This is a genomic window from Bacillus sp. FJAT-52991, from assembly GCF_037201805.1.
GTDB classification, from domain to species: Bacteria; Bacillota; Bacilli; order Bacillales; family Domibacillaceae; genus Bacillus_CE; species Bacillus_CE kandeliae.
The window spans coordinates 564,107-582,220 of the sequence record NZ_CP147404.1; the positions used below are offsets into that span (position 1 = coordinate 564,107).

The 18,114-nt window shown below is 39.1% G+C and carries 18 protein-coding genes; 15 read left to right on the forward strand and 3 right to left on the reverse strand.

The window, feature by feature from the left end; genetic code table 11:
- The first annotated feature begins 115 nt into the window (after positions 1-115).
- The 9 genes from WDJ61_RS03045 to WDJ61_RS03085 all read left to right on the forward strand — a co-directional run bounded on the left by WDJ61_RS03045 (position 116) and on the right by WDJ61_RS03085 (position 7,046).
- A complete protein-coding gene (locus WDJ61_RS03045; protein ID WP_338753053.1) occupies positions 116-706 on the forward strand; it encodes a hypothetical protein in 591 nt (196 codons plus the stop codon).
- Positions 707-711: 5 nt separating this feature from the next.
- Positions 712-1,431, forward strand: a complete 720-nt coding sequence (locus WDJ61_RS03050; protein ID WP_338753054.1) for an SDR family NAD(P)-dependent oxidoreductase — start codon at positions 712-714, stop codon at positions 1,429-1,431.
- Positions 1,432-1,595: 164 nt separating this feature from the next.
- Complete coding sequence (locus tag WDJ61_RS03055) at positions 1,596-1,853, forward strand: DUF2533 family protein (protein ID WP_338753055.1); 258 nt, start codon at positions 1,596-1,598, stop codon at positions 1,851-1,853.
- 130 nt (positions 1,854-1,983) lie between these two features.
- Positions 1,984-2,196: a hypothetical protein gene (locus WDJ61_RS03060; protein WP_338753057.1), complete on the forward strand. Its 213-nt coding sequence runs from the start codon at positions 1,984-1,986 to the stop codon at positions 2,194-2,196.
- A gap of 284 nt (positions 2,197-2,480) precedes the next feature.
- On the forward strand, positions 2,481-2,750 hold the full coding sequence (locus tag WDJ61_RS03065; protein ID WP_338754677.1) for a GGDEF domain-containing protein: 270 nt from the start codon (positions 2,481-2,483) through the stop codon (positions 2,748-2,750).
- A 134-nt stretch (positions 2,751-2,884) separates the two neighbouring features.
- Positions 2,885-3,352 (forward strand): 2,4'-dihydroxyacetophenone dioxygenase family protein, encoded by a 468-nt coding sequence (locus WDJ61_RS03070; protein WP_338753058.1) that lies wholly within the window; start codon positions 2,885-2,887, stop codon positions 3,350-3,352.
- Between the two features lie 124 nt (positions 3,353-3,476).
- Positions 3,477-4,532: a TauD/TfdA family dioxygenase gene (locus tag WDJ61_RS03075; RefSeq protein WP_338753059.1), complete on the forward strand. Its 1,056-nt coding sequence runs from the start codon at positions 3,477-3,479 to the stop codon at positions 4,530-4,532.
- 161 nt (positions 4,533-4,693) lie between these two features.
- Positions 4,694-5,986 carry an MFS transporter gene (locus WDJ61_RS03080; protein WP_338753061.1) on the forward strand — a complete coding sequence of 431 codons (1,293 nt, stop codon included), beginning with the start codon at positions 4,694-4,696 and terminating at the stop codon, positions 5,984-5,986.
- A gap of 271 nt (positions 5,987-6,257) precedes the next feature.
- Positions 6,258-7,046 (forward strand): SDR family NAD(P)-dependent oxidoreductase, encoded by a 789-nt coding sequence (locus WDJ61_RS03085; protein WP_338753063.1) that lies wholly within the window; start codon positions 6,258-6,260, stop codon positions 7,044-7,046.
- A gap of 443 nt (positions 7,047-7,489) precedes the next feature.
- Here WDJ61_RS03085 and WDJ61_RS03090 read toward each other — a convergent pair whose 3' ends face one another.
- Entirely contained in the window at positions 7,490-8,263 is a 774-nt protein-coding gene (locus WDJ61_RS03090; RefSeq protein ID WP_338753064.1) for an SDR family NAD(P)-dependent oxidoreductase, read from the reverse strand.
- A gap of 175 nt (positions 8,264-8,438) precedes the next feature.
- Positions 8,439-9,380 carry a LysR family transcriptional regulator gene (locus WDJ61_RS03095; protein WP_338753065.1) on the reverse strand — a complete coding sequence of 314 codons (942 nt, stop codon included), beginning with the start codon at positions 9,378-9,380 and terminating at the stop codon, positions 8,439-8,441.
- Between the two features lie 172 nt (positions 9,381-9,552).
- On the opposite strand from WDJ61_RS03095, the gene WDJ61_RS03100 reads away from it, so the two are divergent.
- The 4 genes from WDJ61_RS03100 to WDJ61_RS03115 all read left to right on the forward strand — a co-directional run bounded on the left by WDJ61_RS03100 (position 9,553) and on the right by WDJ61_RS03115 (position 14,038).
- On the forward strand, positions 9,553-11,064 hold the full coding sequence (locus tag WDJ61_RS03100) for a long-chain-fatty-acid--CoA ligase (protein ID WP_338753066.1): 1,512 nt from the start codon (positions 9,553-9,555) through the stop codon (positions 11,062-11,064).
- A gap of 33 nt (positions 11,065-11,097) precedes the next feature.
- Positions 11,098-12,153: a TauD/TfdA family dioxygenase gene (locus tag WDJ61_RS03105; RefSeq protein ID WP_338753067.1), complete on the forward strand. Its 1,056-nt coding sequence runs from the start codon at positions 11,098-11,100 to the stop codon at positions 12,151-12,153.
- A gap of 104 nt (positions 12,154-12,257) precedes the next feature.
- A complete protein-coding gene (locus tag WDJ61_RS03110; protein WP_338753068.1) occupies positions 12,258-13,550 on the forward strand; it encodes an MFS transporter in 1,293 nt (430 codons plus the stop codon).
- A 113-nt stretch (positions 13,551-13,663) separates the two neighbouring features.
- A complete protein-coding gene (locus WDJ61_RS03115; RefSeq protein ID WP_338753069.1) occupies positions 13,664-14,038 on the forward strand; it encodes a DUF4440 domain-containing protein in 375 nt (124 codons plus the stop codon).
- Positions 14,039-14,240: 202 nt separating this feature from the next.
- Here WDJ61_RS03115 and WDJ61_RS03120 read toward each other — a convergent pair whose 3' ends face one another.
- On the reverse strand, positions 14,241-15,146 hold the full coding sequence (locus WDJ61_RS03120) for a LysR family transcriptional regulator (protein ID WP_338753071.1): 906 nt from the start codon (positions 15,144-15,146) through the stop codon (positions 14,241-14,243).
- 357 nt (positions 15,147-15,503) lie between these two features.
- Here WDJ61_RS03120 and WDJ61_RS03125 point away from each other — a divergent pair, with 357 nt between their 5' ends.
- Together WDJ61_RS03125 and WDJ61_RS03130 are read left to right on the forward strand one after the other, a co-directional pair.
- Complete coding sequence (locus WDJ61_RS03125; protein WP_338753072.1) at positions 15,504-16,532, forward strand: TauD/TfdA family dioxygenase; 1,029 nt, start codon at positions 15,504-15,506, stop codon at positions 16,530-16,532.
- A 310-nt stretch (positions 16,533-16,842) separates the two neighbouring features.
- Positions 16,843-18,099: an MFS transporter gene (locus WDJ61_RS03130; RefSeq protein WP_338753073.1), complete on the forward strand. Its 1,257-nt coding sequence runs from the start codon at positions 16,843-16,845 to the stop codon at positions 18,097-18,099.
- Positions 18,100-18,114: the final 15 nt, after the last annotated feature.

Genomic DNA, 18,114 nt, shown 5'->3' on the forward strand with positions numbered 1-18,114 from the left:
GGGTGACTTAAAACTCCCTTTAAAATCAATCGAAACTTTATTCTATGTGATTCGTATATAAGGTAAGAGGAAATTGACACCGTGTGATGAACATCAAAGGAAAGTGGTGATTGAGTTGAAATTATTTTTGTGTGCGTTATTTTTCAGTGTAATTGGCTATTATAGTTATCAGTTCATTCGAGTGTTACTGAAGATGAATCAGAACGCAGTGTGCCCGATTACGGATGAAGAGCTTCAGGCGTTAAGAACATATCCTGAGAGGGCTGTTAGTTTTCCGGCGTTTTCTAAACAAAAAGGCGGCATTATTTTATATTCTTTCGTACTTTTATTTGTGCTTATTATGTTTATTTTAGGACTATTTATGAAGGGGTTTGATTGGTCTTTCTTTCTATTAATTTTCTTGCCGTTTACTTATTCAGATAATTTATTAAATATGTTTGCGGTAGTTGAAGATGGAGTACTAAGTGGCAATCATTTTATTCCTTGGGGTAAAATCAAGTCATTTCAGTTCGTCCCAATTACTATGGATCACAGGTTCTACGGCTTTGATAAAGAAGTGAATGCAGGGTATGAACTGATCATTAAGACAAAACTCTTTTCTACAAGCTGTATCGTCACTTCGGATGAAATGAAAGAGAAGCTGACAGTTATATTGAATGAACATGTTGCAGTGGAGTTGAAGGAGTCAGTAGTAAAGGAGAGTTGACATTAATGCAAAAAACGAAAGTATGCATCATCACAGGCGGAACGAGAGGTATCGGTTATCATCTTTCGCTAGGGTTTCATGAAGCGGGATATCAAGTGATTGCATTAGATATGAAGCAACATAAGCTTCTGGCAGAAGGCATTGATTTTATCGAAACAGATGTGAGCATCAAGGAGAACATTAGCCGCACGTTTGAGCAGATTAAAGCCCAATATGGAGCGGTACATGTGCTCATTAATAATGCTGCTATTTCTACTTTCTCCAAACATATATCCGATATTTCTATTGAGGAATTTGATTCAGTGATCGATGTTAACTTGCGTGGCAGTTTTATTTGTGCGAAAGAATTTATTCAAGCCAACAGCGGACAAGACTATGGCCGAATCATTAATATCGCTTCGACAAGATGGCATCAAAATGAAGCGAATTGGGAAGCGTACGGTGCTTCTAAAGGAGGGATTGTTTCACTGACTAACACATTGGCCGTTTCTCTTAGTGACACACCGATTACGGTCAATGCAGTTAGCCCTGGCTGGATACAAGTAGAAGGGTATGAGGAGCTGTCGAAGAAGGATCATGCTCAACACCCATCTGGACGCGTCGGCAAGCCTCAGGATATCGTCAATGCCTGCTTATTTTTAGCGGATAAGCAAAATGATTTTATCAATGGGCATAATCTAGTAGTTGATGGCGGCATGACGAAGAAGATGATTTATGAGGAGTAATTTAGAGGCCTGCCTTTTTTGTGTTTTTAAATGGAGTGAAATTTACATTACTGTCTGCTATCTTTACTAAAAATATAGAAAATTAGCAATTTGTGATCTTCAGTTTTTCCTTTTAACTTGTTACTATAGAAGTAATGAGTTAACCAATCATAGGAGGAACAATCATGAGTGTACATAAAGACCTTATATTACATGCGGAAAAGCAAAATAAACTATATAGAGAGTTTGCCTTGTTAGACGAGCAACGTGAGACGTATATTGCAGAGGTGGTGGAGCTTTGCAAAGCGGGAAAGGAGTTTACAACAGATCGCATTAATGAAGTGACGGAGAAAATTAATGTGTTAGCGAATCATCGATTGATTCCAACTCGCAAGCTAGTGACACCGGATATGGTGCGTGAATATGTGGAGAAATTGCAGTAAGTTTAAGCCGGTATAATTTAATACAACAAGAAGATGTGGCCTTTTCCTAGTATTTCATCAAGGGAAGGCCATTTTTTTAGTTGCAGTACATAATGATATGGCAAATAAAAAGACGTGTGGAGGGATTAGAATGGATAAGGAGATCGAGAGAATAATAGTAAAATCATTTTTTACGAAAAGGCTCCAAGATAGAGTTCTGTTCGAATTGTCTTCAGCTAAGAAACGCAAAAATGCCTTGAGTCGTCTTTGTCACACTTACAGAACAATTCTTCGTGAAGAGTATATGATTGAGATTCCAAAACCAAATTCAAACCCAGTAGAAATAGCCAAGTTGCTGAAATAGAATGGCGCTGGAGACTCTTGTTATGCAATATCTTGGGATGAAGAAATTGATGGTAAGGAATTGCCCTTGTTAACAGGCCTGGAAAGTGCTGTTGGGATGGGGATGCCGTCAATCATATACTGCATACCCAATCAACGCGCTTATTGTGAAGCTGAGCAATAAGTCCTTCCATCTCCAAGGTTTTTACTTAAAAGAAAATAGAAGAACTCTTTTTAATAGTATTGGATTTTTGGTGTTTTAGCTGGAGTCACGTTTGCTGAGTATTATTTTCCAATGAACAGACGATTGTCGCTCGGATTAGCGGAGATGAATTTGTGCTATTAATGATTGATGCAACGGAATCAGCCGTTGACGATCTAATTATTCAAATTACATCTACCATCGATGATTATAATAACAGGCAGAACGAGCGTCCTATCCAGCTATCACTTGGTTCTGCTTATCACTCTCACTCTCTTAGGCAAATGACTCAGTTGTTTGCACAAGCCGATGCACAGATGTATGCTGATAAATCAGAGCGGAAACGTGCTGAAAGATCTTTTGGTGCATATTAATGAAACTTAATTATAAGTTAAAAACAATAATTTTATTAAATGAATCATGATTGTTATAATAAAATCAGTTTATTCGTAATATTTAAAAATTTGCGAGTGAATACAAACTAAACCATTGAAAGAGGGGACGTAAGATGATTAATCAAAAAGATATAGTAGCATTGTCTGCTGGTAATGTGAACACAGAAGAATTACCATGGATTCCTTATTTTGGAGAAGCGAAGTTTAAACTGATTAAGGCCAACCCAGTGACTGGACAAACTATAACTCTATTAAAAGTTCCTGCGAATATGCAACTTCCTGCCCATTTCCATCCTGGTTCGGTCATTGTTTACACGGTTCAAGGAGAGTGGAGATATATGGAGGAAGATTGGGTCTCCAAAGCTGGTGATGTAGTTTATGAGCCTGCTGGGTCCACACATACACCTCAAGGTTTAGGGACTGAAGATGTCATTACGTTTAATATCGTTGAAGGAACATTAGACTATTTAGGTGAGAATGGTGAAGTTATTGCTAGGGATGGCTGGGAATCATTCCTGAAAAAATACCATGATCACTGTGCGGCTGAAGGAATTGAACCAGTCGATGTGACTCAATTTTAAAAGATAGATTCATAAAAAAAGAGAAGCGCTATATCACGTATATGTGACAGAGATGCTTCTCTTTTTTCTTTCTAATTCTTAATCATTTCGAAATTTTAGATACTTATTCAAGGAGGATAATTTTATGGGATCTATTTTAAAGGAAAAAATTCAAGGACCAGTAGCGTGGAAAGGGAGTGACCTAGCGAAAGATGATTCATGGGTTTATTATTTGTCCGAAAAAATGATTGCCTCTCTTGAAAGTGCTTTACTTTATGTTAAACAAAAGGGGGTACAAGCACCTAATTTTAACAAGGAGGATTTCCCGATTTCTGATCTCGCGGACGAAATCTCTTATTTTGTTGATGAGCTGGAGAATGGGAAGGGGTTTCTATTAATCCGTGGGTTGCCGATGGAAAGATATACGGATGAAGAAGCGAGCATCATTTACTATGGTCTCGGACTTCACATGGGCATTCCGGTCACGCAAAACGCTAAAGGTGACCTTTTAGGACATGTTGTGGATCAAGGCCTCAACATTAATGATTCCAATGTACGTGGTTACCAAACGAATGCACATCTTCCCTTTCACCCAGATGGATCGGACGTCGTTGGTTTATTAAGTCTTCGTAAAGCGAAAGCTGGAGGGCTTAGTAGTATCGTAAGTTCAATAGCTGTTTACAATGAAATTCTCGAGAAGTACCCAGAATATCTGGGAGTTCTCTATCGTCCGTTCTTTTTAGATCGTCGTGGTGAGGAGGCACTAGGTGAATCTCCCGTATATTCATCACCGGTCTTTAGTTATTACGATGGAAAATTGAGCTGCAGATATAATCGCGGATATGTCGAATCGGCACAAGAGAAAACGGGTAGCTATTTGTCAAAGATTGAATTGGAAGCCTATGATTTAATGGATTCTCTCATTCATGATGAAAATATGCATTTTAATATGATGTTGGAACCTGGTGATATGCAATTCGTTAATAATTATACTGTTCTCCATTCGCGTACTATATACGAGGATTACGAAGAACCTGAACGAAAACGTCATTTATTAAGATTGTGGCTCACAATGCCAAATGGCCGTGAAATTGCCCCGGATTTCGCAATGTTTTTTGATGAGAAAACAGGAAAACCGGGTCGCGGCGGTATTCCTGTACGTGAAAAAACAGCTGGCGGTGTTATAGAAAACTTGAGGTAATTGGGTTTACATCCGGAAGATTTACTTTTATCCCGTAATGGAGGGAAGTAAGACTTTACACCTCAAGGTTCAGAAAAAAATGGTGGAGATAGGTGGGGGGTACCTTTTCCGATGTTAAGAAAAAGGTACTCCCGAAATGGTAAAAATAAGGGGGGATTTTTATGCCGAGGACTCCAAAATATTCTTGGGTTATCTTATTATTTCTAGTTATTTCCGGTATGATCAACCAGGTTGATAAAATTATTATAGGGTTGGTTTCTGTTCCCTTAATGAAGGAGTTAAGTTTAAGTCCTTCACAATGGGGAGTTGTTGGGAGTTCCTTTTTTTGGTTGTTTACGATATCCTCTCTTGTACTTGGAGGCATGGCCGATACGAAAAACACGAAGAAAATGTTGACTTGGCTGTCGCTGATCTGGGTGAGTGTCCAATTTGCCACACCTTTTGTTTCCAGTCTGTCTCTGCTAGTGTTAACAAGAATCGTCTTGGGAGCGGGTGAAGGTCCAGCTGCTGCTGTATCAACGGCAATATTGGGGAAGTGGTTCCCGAAAGAAAGACATGGAATAGGCTTTGCCGCTGTACTGTTTGGAACAACCATCGGACCTGCGATTGCTGCGCCGTTATTAATCTCCTTGATCGATCAATATGGGTGGAGGTCTGCTTTTATCGCGATGGGGGTTGTTGGACTAATTTGGCTAGGTTTTTGGTTGTTTTATGGGAAAGACAATCCACAAGAAATCGGGTTGCCTTCATTTGATCAAGAGGAGAAGCATTCATCAGCTCTCTCTAAAGTATCTTGGCGTCAGTTTCTTCCACATCTTCTTTCTAAAAATTTTGTTGTTATTGTTTTGTGTGCAGGTTGTGCCTTTTGGGTATTGTCTATTCAAGGATTGTGGTATCCAGCATACTTTTCCACAGTGAAACATTTTACTGGCTCTACGTTAAAATTAGCCGTGTCTTTACCTTTTCTTTTTGCTGCCATTAGTCTAATTGGATTTGCCATGATATCCGATTGGCTTTATCGAAAAACAGGAGATATTCGTAAAGCGCGAATCAATCTTGCAGGTTTCATGATGGTGCTGTCCTCTATTTGTTTATATCTTGGAAGTGTCGTAAATTCGAGTGTTATCTCGATGGTGTTCTTTACCCTTGCCCCAGGTTTTGCATATGTCATTCTTTCACTTGCACCCGCCATCTTGATGGACTTTTTTTCTCCCCAAAACATCGGAAAAGCACAAGGGACATACATCGCTCTTTCAAATACAGGAAGTATGATTGCACCCATTGTATTCGGTTATTTTATCCAATATGCAGCGACTGAGGCAATCGGATATCGTTATGCATTTCAATCAACTTCTTTAATGATGTTTGTGATCGGATTATTGTTTTGGATGAGTGTACGTCCTATAAAGCGAAGTCATACAACGGTCAAAACAGAGGAGCAAATTAGTATTTAAGTAATCATTGGTTATATTTGAAACGGGAAGAGATTGCGACTAAATAAGGTTGGCTCTTTTTTGAATATTAATCATACTTACTTGCAAATAAAAATCTTTAATTTTATTAAACTACAATTTATAAGTATAATAAATATCATAATAGTTGGAATAATCGCAATATTAATCAGCGAATCTTGCGGGTTTATGATGGGATTTTTTCTTCTAATAAAAGTAGAAGGTTTAACATTTAAAAATTATCGATTATGTTCAATCTGGGAGGGGATCTAGAATGTCAGTTCAACAAATGTTTGATTTATCAGGACAGACAGCATTAGTTACAGGAGGGGGTAGTGGATTAGGGCGTTTAATAGCTCTAGCTCTGGCAGAAGCAGGTGCAAATGTTGTAGTCTGTTCACGTCGTCTAGAAGTTTGTGAAAATGTGGTAAAAGAAATTGAAGCGTTAGGAAGACAAGCGCTTGCCCTATCATTGGATGTAACAGATCCTGAATCTGTCCGTCAAAGTGTGGATAAAGCCATTTCTCATTTTGGAAAAATCGAAATTTTAGTTAACGGTAGCGGAATGGCTTCAGAATCGCCTGCTACAGAAATGTCTTTAGAAAACTGGCAAGGGATGCTTAATACAAATGTTACAGGAACATTTTTGATGAGCCAGGCTGTAGGCAGACATATGATCGACAACGAATACGGAAGAATCATTAACATTTCTTCTGCTGCTGGATTTAAAGGTACTGACCCAGAATTCATAGACTCTGTGGGATATACGACAAGTAAGAGTGCCGTAATGACTTTAACGAAGGATCTTGCTGTTAAGTGGGGCCGCCATGGAGTAAATGTGAATTCCATTGCGCCTGGAGCTTTCCCGTTTGGAATGAATGACCCACAAGTACCAGGAACGCTTGTAGAAAGAGCAGGCCCGATCATTGCTTCCCAAATTCCAGTAAGGAGATTAGGAAGCGAAAAAGATTTGGCAGGCGCTGCCGTTTACTTTGCTTCTGCAGCCTCTAATTATTGTACAGGACAAGTATTGGCTCTTGATGGCGGAATTAGCGCTAAGTAAATTCCCCTAAAATAGGAAGTTTCGATAGACGTAAGATAAAGTGAAACTTCAATCAGTAGGGGTTTTCTTCATCTCCCACTGATTAAAAGAGGAACAAAGGCTAAGAGCGCAACGTCCTGTTGCAACGCCTTTGTAACCTGCATCGTGCAGGCCCGAACGGATCGGGCGTTTATGGGCTGTTGATCCCCCACCTACATGCCTACGCTTCTTCTGCCGTGTTGAGGTGGGGGTCTTACAGCCCGTTAATGCGGGATAAATCTAAGATATATACGCTAAGTTCTATGATCCAGAAAAAAGCCGGTAATCCTTCAGTGTACAGGATACCGGCTTTTCGATTCCTTTCATTCCTACTCCTACTGCATAGGCCGTTTCGACACAAGCAACAACAGGTCACATGCTGGATGTCCAACGTGTGACCTGTTGTTTGATTATCATTCTAGTTTTTAGTAATTAACAGTATTTCCGATACCGCCAGTTACGGAAAGGACCTCGCCAGTCATCGATATCGACAAAGGTGAAGCTAAGAAGGCAACGACATAAGCAATATCTTCCGCTGTTACTAGGCGGCCGATCGGATACATTGCGGTTGCCTTTTGTACGTCCTCTTCATTAGGAAAGCGATCTCTAAGCGTTTCCGTCTCGACAACCGCTGGATAAACAGCGTTGACGTTAATTCCGTGTTTTCCTAATTCCATTGATGCGGATTTTGTTAAATGGACAACGGATGCATTACGCGGACCGGAACTAAAGAAATTCCCGCCTAATTTGGCAGCTAGACCACTTATATTGATGATACGCCCCCAATTATTTTCAATCATATAAGGAGCAACGGCGCGGATACTACGAAAATAGCCCATATACTTTTCTTCAAAATCTTTTAAAATAAGTTCATCTTTAATATTGTGAAAATCCTCTGGCTCTCCACCGCCAACACGGGCGCCGCTGTTGATAAGAATATCAATTCTCCCCATTGCTGCCGCCGCTTGTTCAGCTAAGTTTCGGATAGAGTCAGGATTCGTGGTATCTGCCACTATTGGATAAATATTCCTACCTGTTTCGTGAGCTAATTCCTCTGCGGTAGCCTTTAGTGTGACTTCGTTTCTTGCACAAATCGTACAATCGACACCTTCTAGGGCCAACTGTCGGGCAATAGCTTTACCAAGCCCTCGGCTTCCTCCTACAATAAGCGCTTTTTTTCCAGCTAACTTTAAGTCCATAGAACACCCTCCTGTTTTGATTCACCATGTTATACGACCAAACTTGAAAATAACTTTTGTGATTATTTTGATTATTGTGACTATTAATCAATTTTAATTATACTCATAAATTATAATTAAATAAAATTAAATATTCTAATTTGTAATTAAGTATTACTAATATTGTTCTAAAAGCTTAGATCTCTATGGCTCTAAGTTTTAAAGGTGTGAAGTTGGAGCTAATCATTTCAGATTTTAGGTAATGAATATACTTGGTGGCAAAAGCGGGTAAATGTTTATCCTCTGATCGAATCAACCCTAAAGAAATATTGAAAGGTTTATGATTGACTAAATCAATCGGAATGATATCACCATTCATAACAGGGTGATAATTTTTCATGATGAAATCAGGAGCAAAGGTGATGGCTAAACTTTCCATGATGGCTTGGAGAACGCCATCCATATTATTGGATGTAAATAGGACTTTCAAAGGCTTATACTTATGAAAGAAATCTCGAACGAAGCATTGCATAAACTCGCTGTTGTATGTAACGAGAGTCTGATCAAGTATTTGATGAGGGGTTATGGTTTCAAGGAACGCTAAGGGAGAGTGCTTGGAAACATATACTTTCGGTTTCCCCTCAAATAATGCTTCAAAAGCTATTCCTTCCGTGTTTATGTTCCAATCCGTTGAATAAAAAATCAGTCCGATATCGGTTTTATGCTGTCGAACATCTTTAATCACAGCAGAGCCACTTTTTTCGGCAATCTGTATATTTACATACGGATAATCATGTTTAAAAGCGGCTAAAGCTTTGACTAACAATGTCATCAATCCTGGGCAGGCAGTTATTTTTAGTTCTTCCGCTTCCATAGGATTGAAAGAGTTGGCAGTCTCTTTTATTTCTTCAAGCTTTCTCAGCACTTCGTAGGCATGTTTCAGAATGATTTTACCTTCATCCGTTGGTACAGCACCATGTCCTCTTGATCGTTTGAAAATTTTAAGCTCTAACTCCTTTTCTAAGCTGGTAATAGATTGGCTAATACCGGATTGGGTCACATGAAGATTCTGAGCTGCTATAGACAGAGAGTTGTGTTTTGCGACTTCAACAATATATAGTAATTGTTCAATGTTCATGAATGTCCCCCTTTTGATTAGTAGTAATACTTACTTGCAAGTAAAAATGTTTAATTTTATTTAATTACAAATTATGAGTATAATCAAGATAAGATTTCAAAATAATCGAAAAAATCACAATAATGAATATTTAAAATCTCTTTGTTGTGAAAAAAAGGGGGCATATTATTCAATGTATCATTTAGACGAAAATTTGAAAAAAAGTGTAAGTAGATTCCCAGATCGTAACGCCTATATATATGGGAATGAAAAGGTTACTTATAGAGAACTAGATCAGCAGGTGAATCGATTTGCCACTGGTTTATCTGCCCGGGGAATCAAGAAGGGCGATGGAGTCGCTCTTTTATTAGGAAACAGCCCTGAATTTCTCATTGCTTACTATGGGATTTTACGTCTCGGTGCATTTGCTATTCCGATCAATCCTTCGTTTACCCAAGGGGAAATCAGCTACATCTTACACAATAGTCAAGCTAAAGTGATCGTTGCTCATGTGTCCTCAGAATCGAAGTTATCAGAAGTAAAGGGACAATTAGAAAATCTTGAGCTTGTCATTTATACAGATGCTAAGGATCAGGAATGTACATGGGATGATCTGATGGCAACAGGCAATTCTGTTTATGAAAACCCTTACATTGATCAAGAAGATCTTGCTGTGATTCTATACACATCAGGAACAACAGGAAAACCAAAGGGTGCGATGTTATCGCATCGGAATTTGGCTTCAAATGCAGACTCCATTTCAGAATTAATTGAACTTCATGATAAAGATTGTGTAGTAGCTGTTCTACCAATGTTTCATGTTTTCTGTATGACTATAAGTTTGAATGGGCCAATTGCTTGCGGGGCAACTATCCTTATCATACCTAGATTTAGTCCTCTTAACGTTGTCAATACCATTCGAGAACACAAGGCAACAGTGTTTGCTGGAGTTCCTACGATGTACAATTTTATCTTTCAATCGCCTGAATCTACTGCGGAAGATTTCTCATCCATTCGCGTGTGTATCTCAGGAGGTGCTTCGATTCCGGTTGAGCTGCTGCGAAAATTTGAAACCAAGTATAACGTTTCTATCTTGGAAGGGTATGGCCTTTCGGAAACTTCACCTCTCGTTGCTCTTAATCCTTTAAAGGGAACTTGCAAGCCAGGATCTATCGGTCTAGACATACCAGGCGTCAAGACTAAAGTTGTCAATGTGGATGGGCAAGAAGTGCCGAGAGGAGAAGTCGGAGAATTAGTAGTTAAAGGACCAAATGTAATGACGGGATACTTAGGAATGCCGGAAGCTACATCAGCTGCCTTAATAGATGGATGGCTTTATACTGGTGATCTAGCAACAATGGATGAAGAAGGATACATCTATATTGTTGATCGCAAGAAGGACATGATTATCGTTGGTGGATACAATGTTTATCCTCGTGAAGTAGAGGAAGTGCTATATGAACATCCTGCCATTATAGAAGCAGCCGTAATAGGTGTTCCCGATGGGGAATATGGAGAAAGCGTAAAAGCTTATGTTGTGGTCAAGGACGAGCAGATCAACATAAATGACATTATCCAATTCTGTCAGGATAAGCTGGTCAAGTACAAACTTCCTAGATATGTAGAGTTTTTAAATGAGCTACCTAAGAACACGACCGGAAAAATTTTACGGAGAGAATTAAGACAACTGACTAAAGTCCATTAAGAAATGAACCATATTATTGAAGGAGGATTATTTATGGGATCCATTTTAAAGGAAAGAATTCAAGGACCAGTAGCATGGAAAGGGACTGACCTAGCGAAAGGTGATTCATGGGTTTATCATTTGTCCGAAAAAACAATTGCTTCTCTTGAAAACGCCTTATTTTATGTTAAACAAAAGGGTTTAAAAGCACCTGATTTTAACAAGGAGGACTTTCCGGTTCCGGATCTCGCGGACGAAATTGCTTACTTTGTTGAAGAGCTAGAGAATGGGCGGGGGTTCTTATTAATTCGCGGATTACCACTGGAAAGGTATACAGATGAAGAAGCGAGTATCATTTACTGGGGGCTCGGACTTCACATGGGTATTCCGGTATCGCAAAACGCAAATGGTGACCTTTTAGGACATGTCGTTGATCAAGGTCTTAGCTTAGAAAATTCAAATGTCCGCGGTTACCAAACGAAACTGCATCTTCCCTTTCATGCAGATGGATCTGATGTCGTCGGATTATTAAGCCTTCGAAAAGGGAAATCTGGGGGTTACAGTAGTATCGTAAGTTCAATGGCTGTTTATAATGAAATTCTGGAGAAGTACCCAGAGTATCTTGGAATTCTCTGTCGTCCATTTATCTTTGATCGTCGCGGTGAGGAAGGGCCAGGTGAATCTCCAGTATTTACATCACCCATCTTTAGTTATTATGATGGTAAATTGAGCTGCAGATATGTCCGTACATTTATCGAATCAGCACAAGAGAAAACGGGTATCCGTTTGTCAAAAGTTGAAATCGAAGCATTAGATATACTGGATTCCCTCCTTCATGATGAAAATATGCATTATAATATGATGTTGGAAGTAGGAGATATGCAATTCGTCAATAATTATACAGTTCTTCACTCACGTACTCAATACGAAGACTACGAAGAACCGGAACGCAAACGTCATTTATTAAGATTGTGGCTTACGATGCCAAACAGTCGAGAAATTTCATCTGATTTTGCGATGTATATTGATGAGCATACAGGTAAACCGGGGCGCGGGGGAATTCCCGTACGTAAAAAAACAGCTGGCGGTATTGTAGAAAACTTGAAGTAATTGGGCTTACTTAAAAATACCAATTGATTCATTTGATGGGGAGTACCTTTTCAGATTTTAAGAAAAGGTACTCCCTAAATAGTAAAAATGAGTGGGGGATAGTTATGCCGAGAACTCCAAAGTATTCTTGGGTTATCTTATTATTTCTAGTTATTTCCGGTATGATCAACCAAGTGGATAAAATTATCATCGGGTTGGTTTCTGTTCCCCTAATGGAGGAGTTCAATTTAAGTCCTTCACAATGGGGACTTGTGGGAAGTTCCTTCTTTTGGTTCTTTATCTTTTCTTCTGCTTTACTGGGTGGCATGGCCGACTCCAAAAACACAAAAAAAATGCTAGCTTGGTTGTCATTAATATGGTTGACTGTACAATTTGTCACGCCTTTTGTTTCCAGTCTGTTTCTGCTAGTGTTAACAAGAATGATCTTGGGAGCAGGCGAAGGTCCAGCCCCTGCTCTATCAACGGCTATAATGGGAAAATGGTTCCCGAAACATAGACATGGTATAGGCTTTGGTGCTGTTCTGTTAGGAACAACGGGAGGATCAGCGATTGCTTCGCCATTATTAATTTCCTTGATTGATCAATATGGATGGAGATCTGCTTTTATTGCCATGGGTATTATTGGACTTATTGTGCTAGTTTTGTGGATGATTTTTGGAAAAGACAATCCACAAGAAATCGGGTTACCTTCATTTGATCAAGAAGAGCAGCATTCATCGACTCTCTCTAAAGTTTCTTGGCGTGAGTTTCTTCCTTACCTTTTTTCTAAAAATTTCGTTTTTACCGCTTTATGTGGAGGTTGTGCCTATTGGTTATTGTCCGTTCAAGCAGTATGGTTTCCGGCATACTTTTCCGAAATTCAACATTTTAGTGGTCAAACATTAAAACTAGCCGTGTCCTTACCTTTTCTGTTCGCTGCCTTTTGCCAACTTGGATTTTCCCTTCTATCAGATTGGCTTTATCGTAAAACAGGGGATATACGTAAAGCGCGAATCAATCTTGCAGGTTCCATGATGTTGCTATCTGCTGTTTGTGTGTATTTGGCGACTACCGTAAATTCAACTGATCTTAAGATTCTGTTTTTCACTCTTGCTCCAGGTCTATCGTATGTCATTCTTTCGCTCGCACCCGCCATATTGATGGATTTTTTTTCTCCCAAAAATATTGGAAAAGCACAAGGGGCATTCATTGCTCTTTCAAGTTCAACAAGTATGATTGCTCCACTCGTATTCGGGTATCTTATCCAATATGCAGCGACTGAGGCATCGGGGTATCATTATGCATTTCAAATAACTTCCTTGGGTATGTTCGTGTTCGGATCCTTGTTTTGGTTCAGTGTACGTCCCGAAAAGCGAAGTCATTCAACGACAAAAGCAGAGGAACAAGTGGGTGTTTAGAAATCCGAAATTCAGTATATTAATGGTGTTAAAACCTGTAATTCTTTGTGTTACAAAGAATTTGGATGCTGGGATTGTTCGATTATAAAAAATATTTGAATGGAGATGAAAAGATGGATAGAGATTTAAATCTAAAAGAATACATTAAAGGGCTTGATGAAAAATTGTTAAGACCAGAAGTTCGCGCGTCTCCTGAAGAACTAAATAATCTGCTTGCAGATGAGTTTTTTGAATATGGAGGTTCGGGGAATATCTTTGTAAAAAGTGATTTTACGGGTGCTGCTGGAGTTGGTGGTGGTGTTGAGTTGAAACTGACTCTTCATAATTTTGATATGCATATTTTGGCTGACGATGTGGTACTGACTACTTATCAAATAAAGGATGAAACGAGGAAACAAAATACTTTACGTAGTTCTATTTGGAAATATCGAAATGAAAAATGGCAATTGTTTTTTCATCAAGGTACCCTAACGAATTTACCACTTTAATTTTCCAGTGCGTGAAAATCCGTCAATAAAGAGAAGTATTAGCAATTCATATTTTGTGTAAGTTATATAAACTAAGATTTTTCCCATTAAGGGCATAAAACAGCAGGGTATCCTTGAATGATCGAGATTCCAAGGATATCCTGCTGTTTGTTATCTAAATGGTGGGTAGCTTTGTTCACATCCGACTGATATGCTTCTTTACTTAACTCTTAATCATTTCGGATTTTAGGTAATGAATATATTTGGTGACAAAAGCGGGTAAATGTTTATCCGCTGATCGAATCAACCCTAAAGAAATATTGAAAGGTTCATGATTGACCAAATCAATCGGAATAATATCGCCATTCATGACAGGTTGATAATTTTTCATGATGAAATCAGGAGCAAAGGCAATAGCTAAGCTTTCCGTGATGGCTTGGAGAACGCCATCCATATTATTGGATGTAAATAGGATGTTCAAAGGCTGGTACTTATGAAAGAAATCTTGAACGAAACCTTGCATAAACTCACTGTTATATATAACGAGAGTCTGATCAAGTATTTGATGAGGGGTTATGGTTTCAAGGAACGCTAAGGGAGAGTGCTTGGAAACATATACTTTCGGTTTCCCTTCAAATAATGCTTCAAAAGCTATTCCTTCCATGTTTATGTTCCAATTCGTTGAATACGAAATCAGTCCGATGTCAGTCTTATGCTGTCGAATATCTTCGATCACCGTAGTGACAGTTTTTTCAGCAACTTTCATATTTACGTGAGGAGCATCATATCTAAAAGCGGCTAAAGCTTTGACCAACAATGTCATCAATCCTGGGGAAGAGGATATTGTTAGTTCCTTCACTTCCGTGGGGATGAAAGAGTTGGCCGTCTCTTTTATTTCTTCAAGCTTTCTCAGTACTTCGTAGGCGTGTTTTAGAATGATTTTACCTTCATCCGTTGGTACAGCACCATGTCCTCTTGATCGTTTGAAAATTTTAAGCTTTAATTCCTTTTCTAAGCTGGTAATGGATTGGCTAATACCAGATTGGGTCACATGAAGGTTCTGAGCTGCTATAGACAGAGAGCCGCGTTTTGCGACTTCAACAATATATAGTAATTGTTCGATGTTCATGAATGGCCCCCTTTTTGATTAGTAGTAATACTTACTTGCAAGTAAAAATGTTTAATTTTATTTAATTACAAATTATGAGTATAATCAAGATAAGATTTCATAACAATCATAATATTCACAACAATCGTAATATTTACAATGCTATTTAGAGCACTTCGATGTAAATAAAGGGGGAGATATGATGAAATGAGTAAACCAGAAGGTGGGTCTGTTTGCTGCTGGTTTGTCTGTCAAGTGAAAGGAAATGGGGATTAGGAAACGGCCCTGAATTTGTCATTGTGTACATTCGCTGTTTCTTAAGACAACTGATCACGGTTAAGTAAGAAACGAACCATATTATTCAAGGGGGATAATTTTATGGGATCCATTTTAAAAGAAAAAATTCAAGGACGAACAGCATGGAAAGGGATGGACTTAGCGAAAGATGATTCATGGATTTATTATTTGTCCGAAAAAACAATCGCTTCTTTTGAAAGCGCTTTACTTCATGTTAAACAAAAGGGGTTACAAGCACCTAATTTTAGTAAGGAGGACTTCCCGATTCCTGATCTCGCGGACGAAATCGCTTGTTTTGTTGACGAGCTAGAGAATGGAAAGGGATTTCTATTAATCCGTGGATTGCCGATGGAAAGATATACGGATGAAGATGCGAGCATCATTTACTATGGTCTGGGGCTTCACATGGGCATTCCAGTAACGCAAAGTGCAAATGGTGATCTCTTAGGACATATTAAAGACATAGGTCTCGACTTTAATAATACAAGTGTACGTGCTTACCAAACAAACGTACGTCTTCCCTATCACACAGATTTGGCGGACGTTGTCGGCTTACTATGTCTTCGTCAAGCGAAATCTGGTGGGTTAAGTAGTCTTGCAAGTGCCATAGCTGTTTATAACGAAATTCTCGAGAAGCACCCAGAGTATCTTGGAATTCTCTATCGCTCACTCGCCCATGATCGTCGTGGGGAAGAAGCACCAGGTGAATCCCCTGTATTTACATCACCAATCTTTAGTTATCACGATGGTAAATTGAGCTGCAGATATATGCGTTATTATCTCGAATCGGCACAAGAGAAAACAGGGATCAAATTATCAAAAATGGAAACCGAAGCATTTGATTTAATAGATTCCCTTCTTCATGATGAAAAGATGCATATTGACATGATGATGGAACCGGGTGATATGCAATTCGTTAATAATTATACGATCCTTCATTCACGTACTGTATTTGAAGATTATGAAGAAGTGGATCGCAGACGTCATTTATTAAGATTGTGGCTTATGATGCCAAATGGTCGAGAAGTTGCCCCAGAATTCGACGTGTTCAGCGGCGGTATTCCTGTACGTGAAAAAACAGCTGGCGGTATTGTAGAAAATTTGAGGTAATTGGGCTTACATCCGGAAGGTTTAATTTTATCCCGTATGAACGGGAAGTAAGACCCCACACCTCAAGAGGCAAAGGGAAACGAAGAAGATAGGTGGGAGAGTAAATGTCCGGTTGGTTTAACTAACTAGCAGTGGGGGATGAAAAACCCCCACTGGTGGAAGTTTCACTTTTTAAACCGTTCATAAGAAACCAACTGATTCAGGTGATGGAGAGTACCTTTTCAGATTTCAGGAAAAGGTGTTCCCTAAATAATAAAAAGTAGGGGAGATTATTATAAAAAACACTCCAAAATATTCTTGGATTATACTATTGTTTCTGGTTTTTATTGCCATGATCAACCAGATCGATAAAATTATCATCGGGTTGGTTTCCGTTCCTCTAATGGAGGAGTTAAGTTTAAGTCCTTCACAGTGGGGACTTGTAGGAAGTTCCTTTTATTTGTTTTTTACCTTAACCTCGATCTTTCTTGGAGGCATGGCCGACTCCAAAAACGCGAAAAAAATGTTTATTTGGATGTCGTTGATATGGTTGACTGTTCAATTTACCACACCTTTTGTTTCCAGTTTGTCTCTGCTAGTGTTAACAAGAATCGTCTTGGGAGCGGGCGAAGGTCCAGCCGCCCCTACAGTAACGGCTATGTTAGGGAAATGGTTCCCGAAAGAAAGACATGGGATAGGCTATGCCGCTGTTCTGTTTGGAACAATGATGGGACCTGCGATTGCTGCACCGTTATTAATCTCCTTGATCAATCAATATGGATGGAGATCTGCTTTTGTCGCGATGGGGATTGTTGGATTGATTTGGGTAGCTTTTTGGCTGTTTTATGGGAAAGAAAGTCCGCAAGAAATCGGATTGCCTTCATTTGATCAAGAGGAGAAACATTCATCAACCCTCTCTAAGGTTCCTTGGCGTCAGTTTCTTCCGCATCTTTTTTCCAAAAATTTTATTTTTACCACTTTGTGTGGAGGGTGTGCCTATTGGTTAGTGGCTCTTCAAGGGGTATGGTTTCCAGCATACTTTTCCACAGTTAAACATTTTGATGGCTCTACGTTAAAACTAGCCGTGTCTTTACCTTTTCTTTTCGCTGCCATTAGCCAAATTGGATTTGCCATGATCTCCGATAGGCTTTATCGAAAAACAGGAGATATCCGTAAAGCGCGAATCAATCTTGCAGGTTTTATGATGGTGCTATCTGCTATTTGTTTATATCTTGGAAGTGCCATAAATTCGAGTGCTATCTCGATGCTATTCTTTACCCTTGCTCCAGGTTTTGGAATGGTTGTTCTTTCAATCGGACCAGCGATCTTGATGGAGTTATTCTCTCCTCAAAATATCGGAAAAGCACAAGGGGTGTTCATTGCTCTTTCAAATACAGGAAGTATGATTGCTCCACTTGTATTCGGATATCTAATCCAATATGCAGCGACTGAGGCAATCGGATATCGTTATGGGTTTCAAATAACTTCTTTGATGATGTTCGTGACCGGATTATTGTTTTGGATGAGTGTACGTCCTATAAAGCAAAGTCACACAACGATACCATCAGAGAAACAAATTAGTGTTTAAAAATCATAAATCTAG

Coding starts and splice junctions, on each gene's coding strand:
- WDJ61_RS03050 (WP_338753054.1), top strand. CDS start 712: ATGCAAAAAACGAAAGTATGCATCATCACAGGCGGAACGAGAGGTATC.
- WDJ61_RS03055 (WP_338753055.1), top strand. CDS start 1,596: ATGAGTGTACATAAAGACCTTATATTACATGCGGAAAAGCAAAATAAA.
- WDJ61_RS03060 (WP_338753057.1), top strand. CDS start 1,984: ATGGATAAGGAGATCGAGAGAATAATAGTAAAATCATTTTTTACGAAA.
- WDJ61_RS03070 (WP_338753058.1), top strand. CDS start 2,885: ATGATTAATCAAAAAGATATAGTAGCATTGTCTGCTGGTAATGTGAAC.
- WDJ61_RS03075 (WP_338753059.1), top strand. CDS start 3,477: ATGGGATCTATTTTAAAGGAAAAAATTCAAGGACCAGTAGCGTGGAAA.
- WDJ61_RS03080 (WP_338753061.1), top strand. CDS start 4,694: ATGCCGAGGACTCCAAAATATTCTTGGGTTATCTTATTATTTCTAGTT.
- WDJ61_RS03085 (WP_338753063.1), top strand. CDS start 6,258: ATGTCAGTTCAACAAATGTTTGATTTATCAGGACAGACAGCATTAGTT.
- WDJ61_RS03090 (WP_338753064.1), bottom strand. CDS start 8,263: ATGGACTTAAAGTTAGCTGGAAAAAAAGCGCTTATTGTAGGAGGAAGC.
- WDJ61_RS03095 (WP_338753065.1), bottom strand. CDS start 9,380: ATGAACATTGAACAATTACTATATATTGTTGAAGTCGCAAAACACAAC.
- WDJ61_RS03100 (WP_338753066.1), top strand. CDS start 9,553: ATGTATCATTTAGACGAAAATTTGAAAAAAAGTGTAAGTAGATTCCCA.
- WDJ61_RS03105 (WP_338753067.1), top strand. CDS start 11,098: ATGGGATCCATTTTAAAGGAAAGAATTCAAGGACCAGTAGCATGGAAA.
- WDJ61_RS03110 (WP_338753068.1), top strand. CDS start 12,258: ATGCCGAGAACTCCAAAGTATTCTTGGGTTATCTTATTATTTCTAGTT.
- WDJ61_RS03115 (WP_338753069.1), top strand. CDS start 13,664: ATGGATAGAGATTTAAATCTAAAAGAATACATTAAAGGGCTTGATGAA.
- WDJ61_RS03120 (WP_338753071.1), bottom strand. CDS start 15,146: ATGAACATCGAACAATTACTATATATTGTTGAAGTCGCAAAACGCGGC.
- WDJ61_RS03125 (WP_338753072.1), top strand. CDS start 15,504: ATGGGATCCATTTTAAAAGAAAAAATTCAAGGACGAACAGCATGGAAA.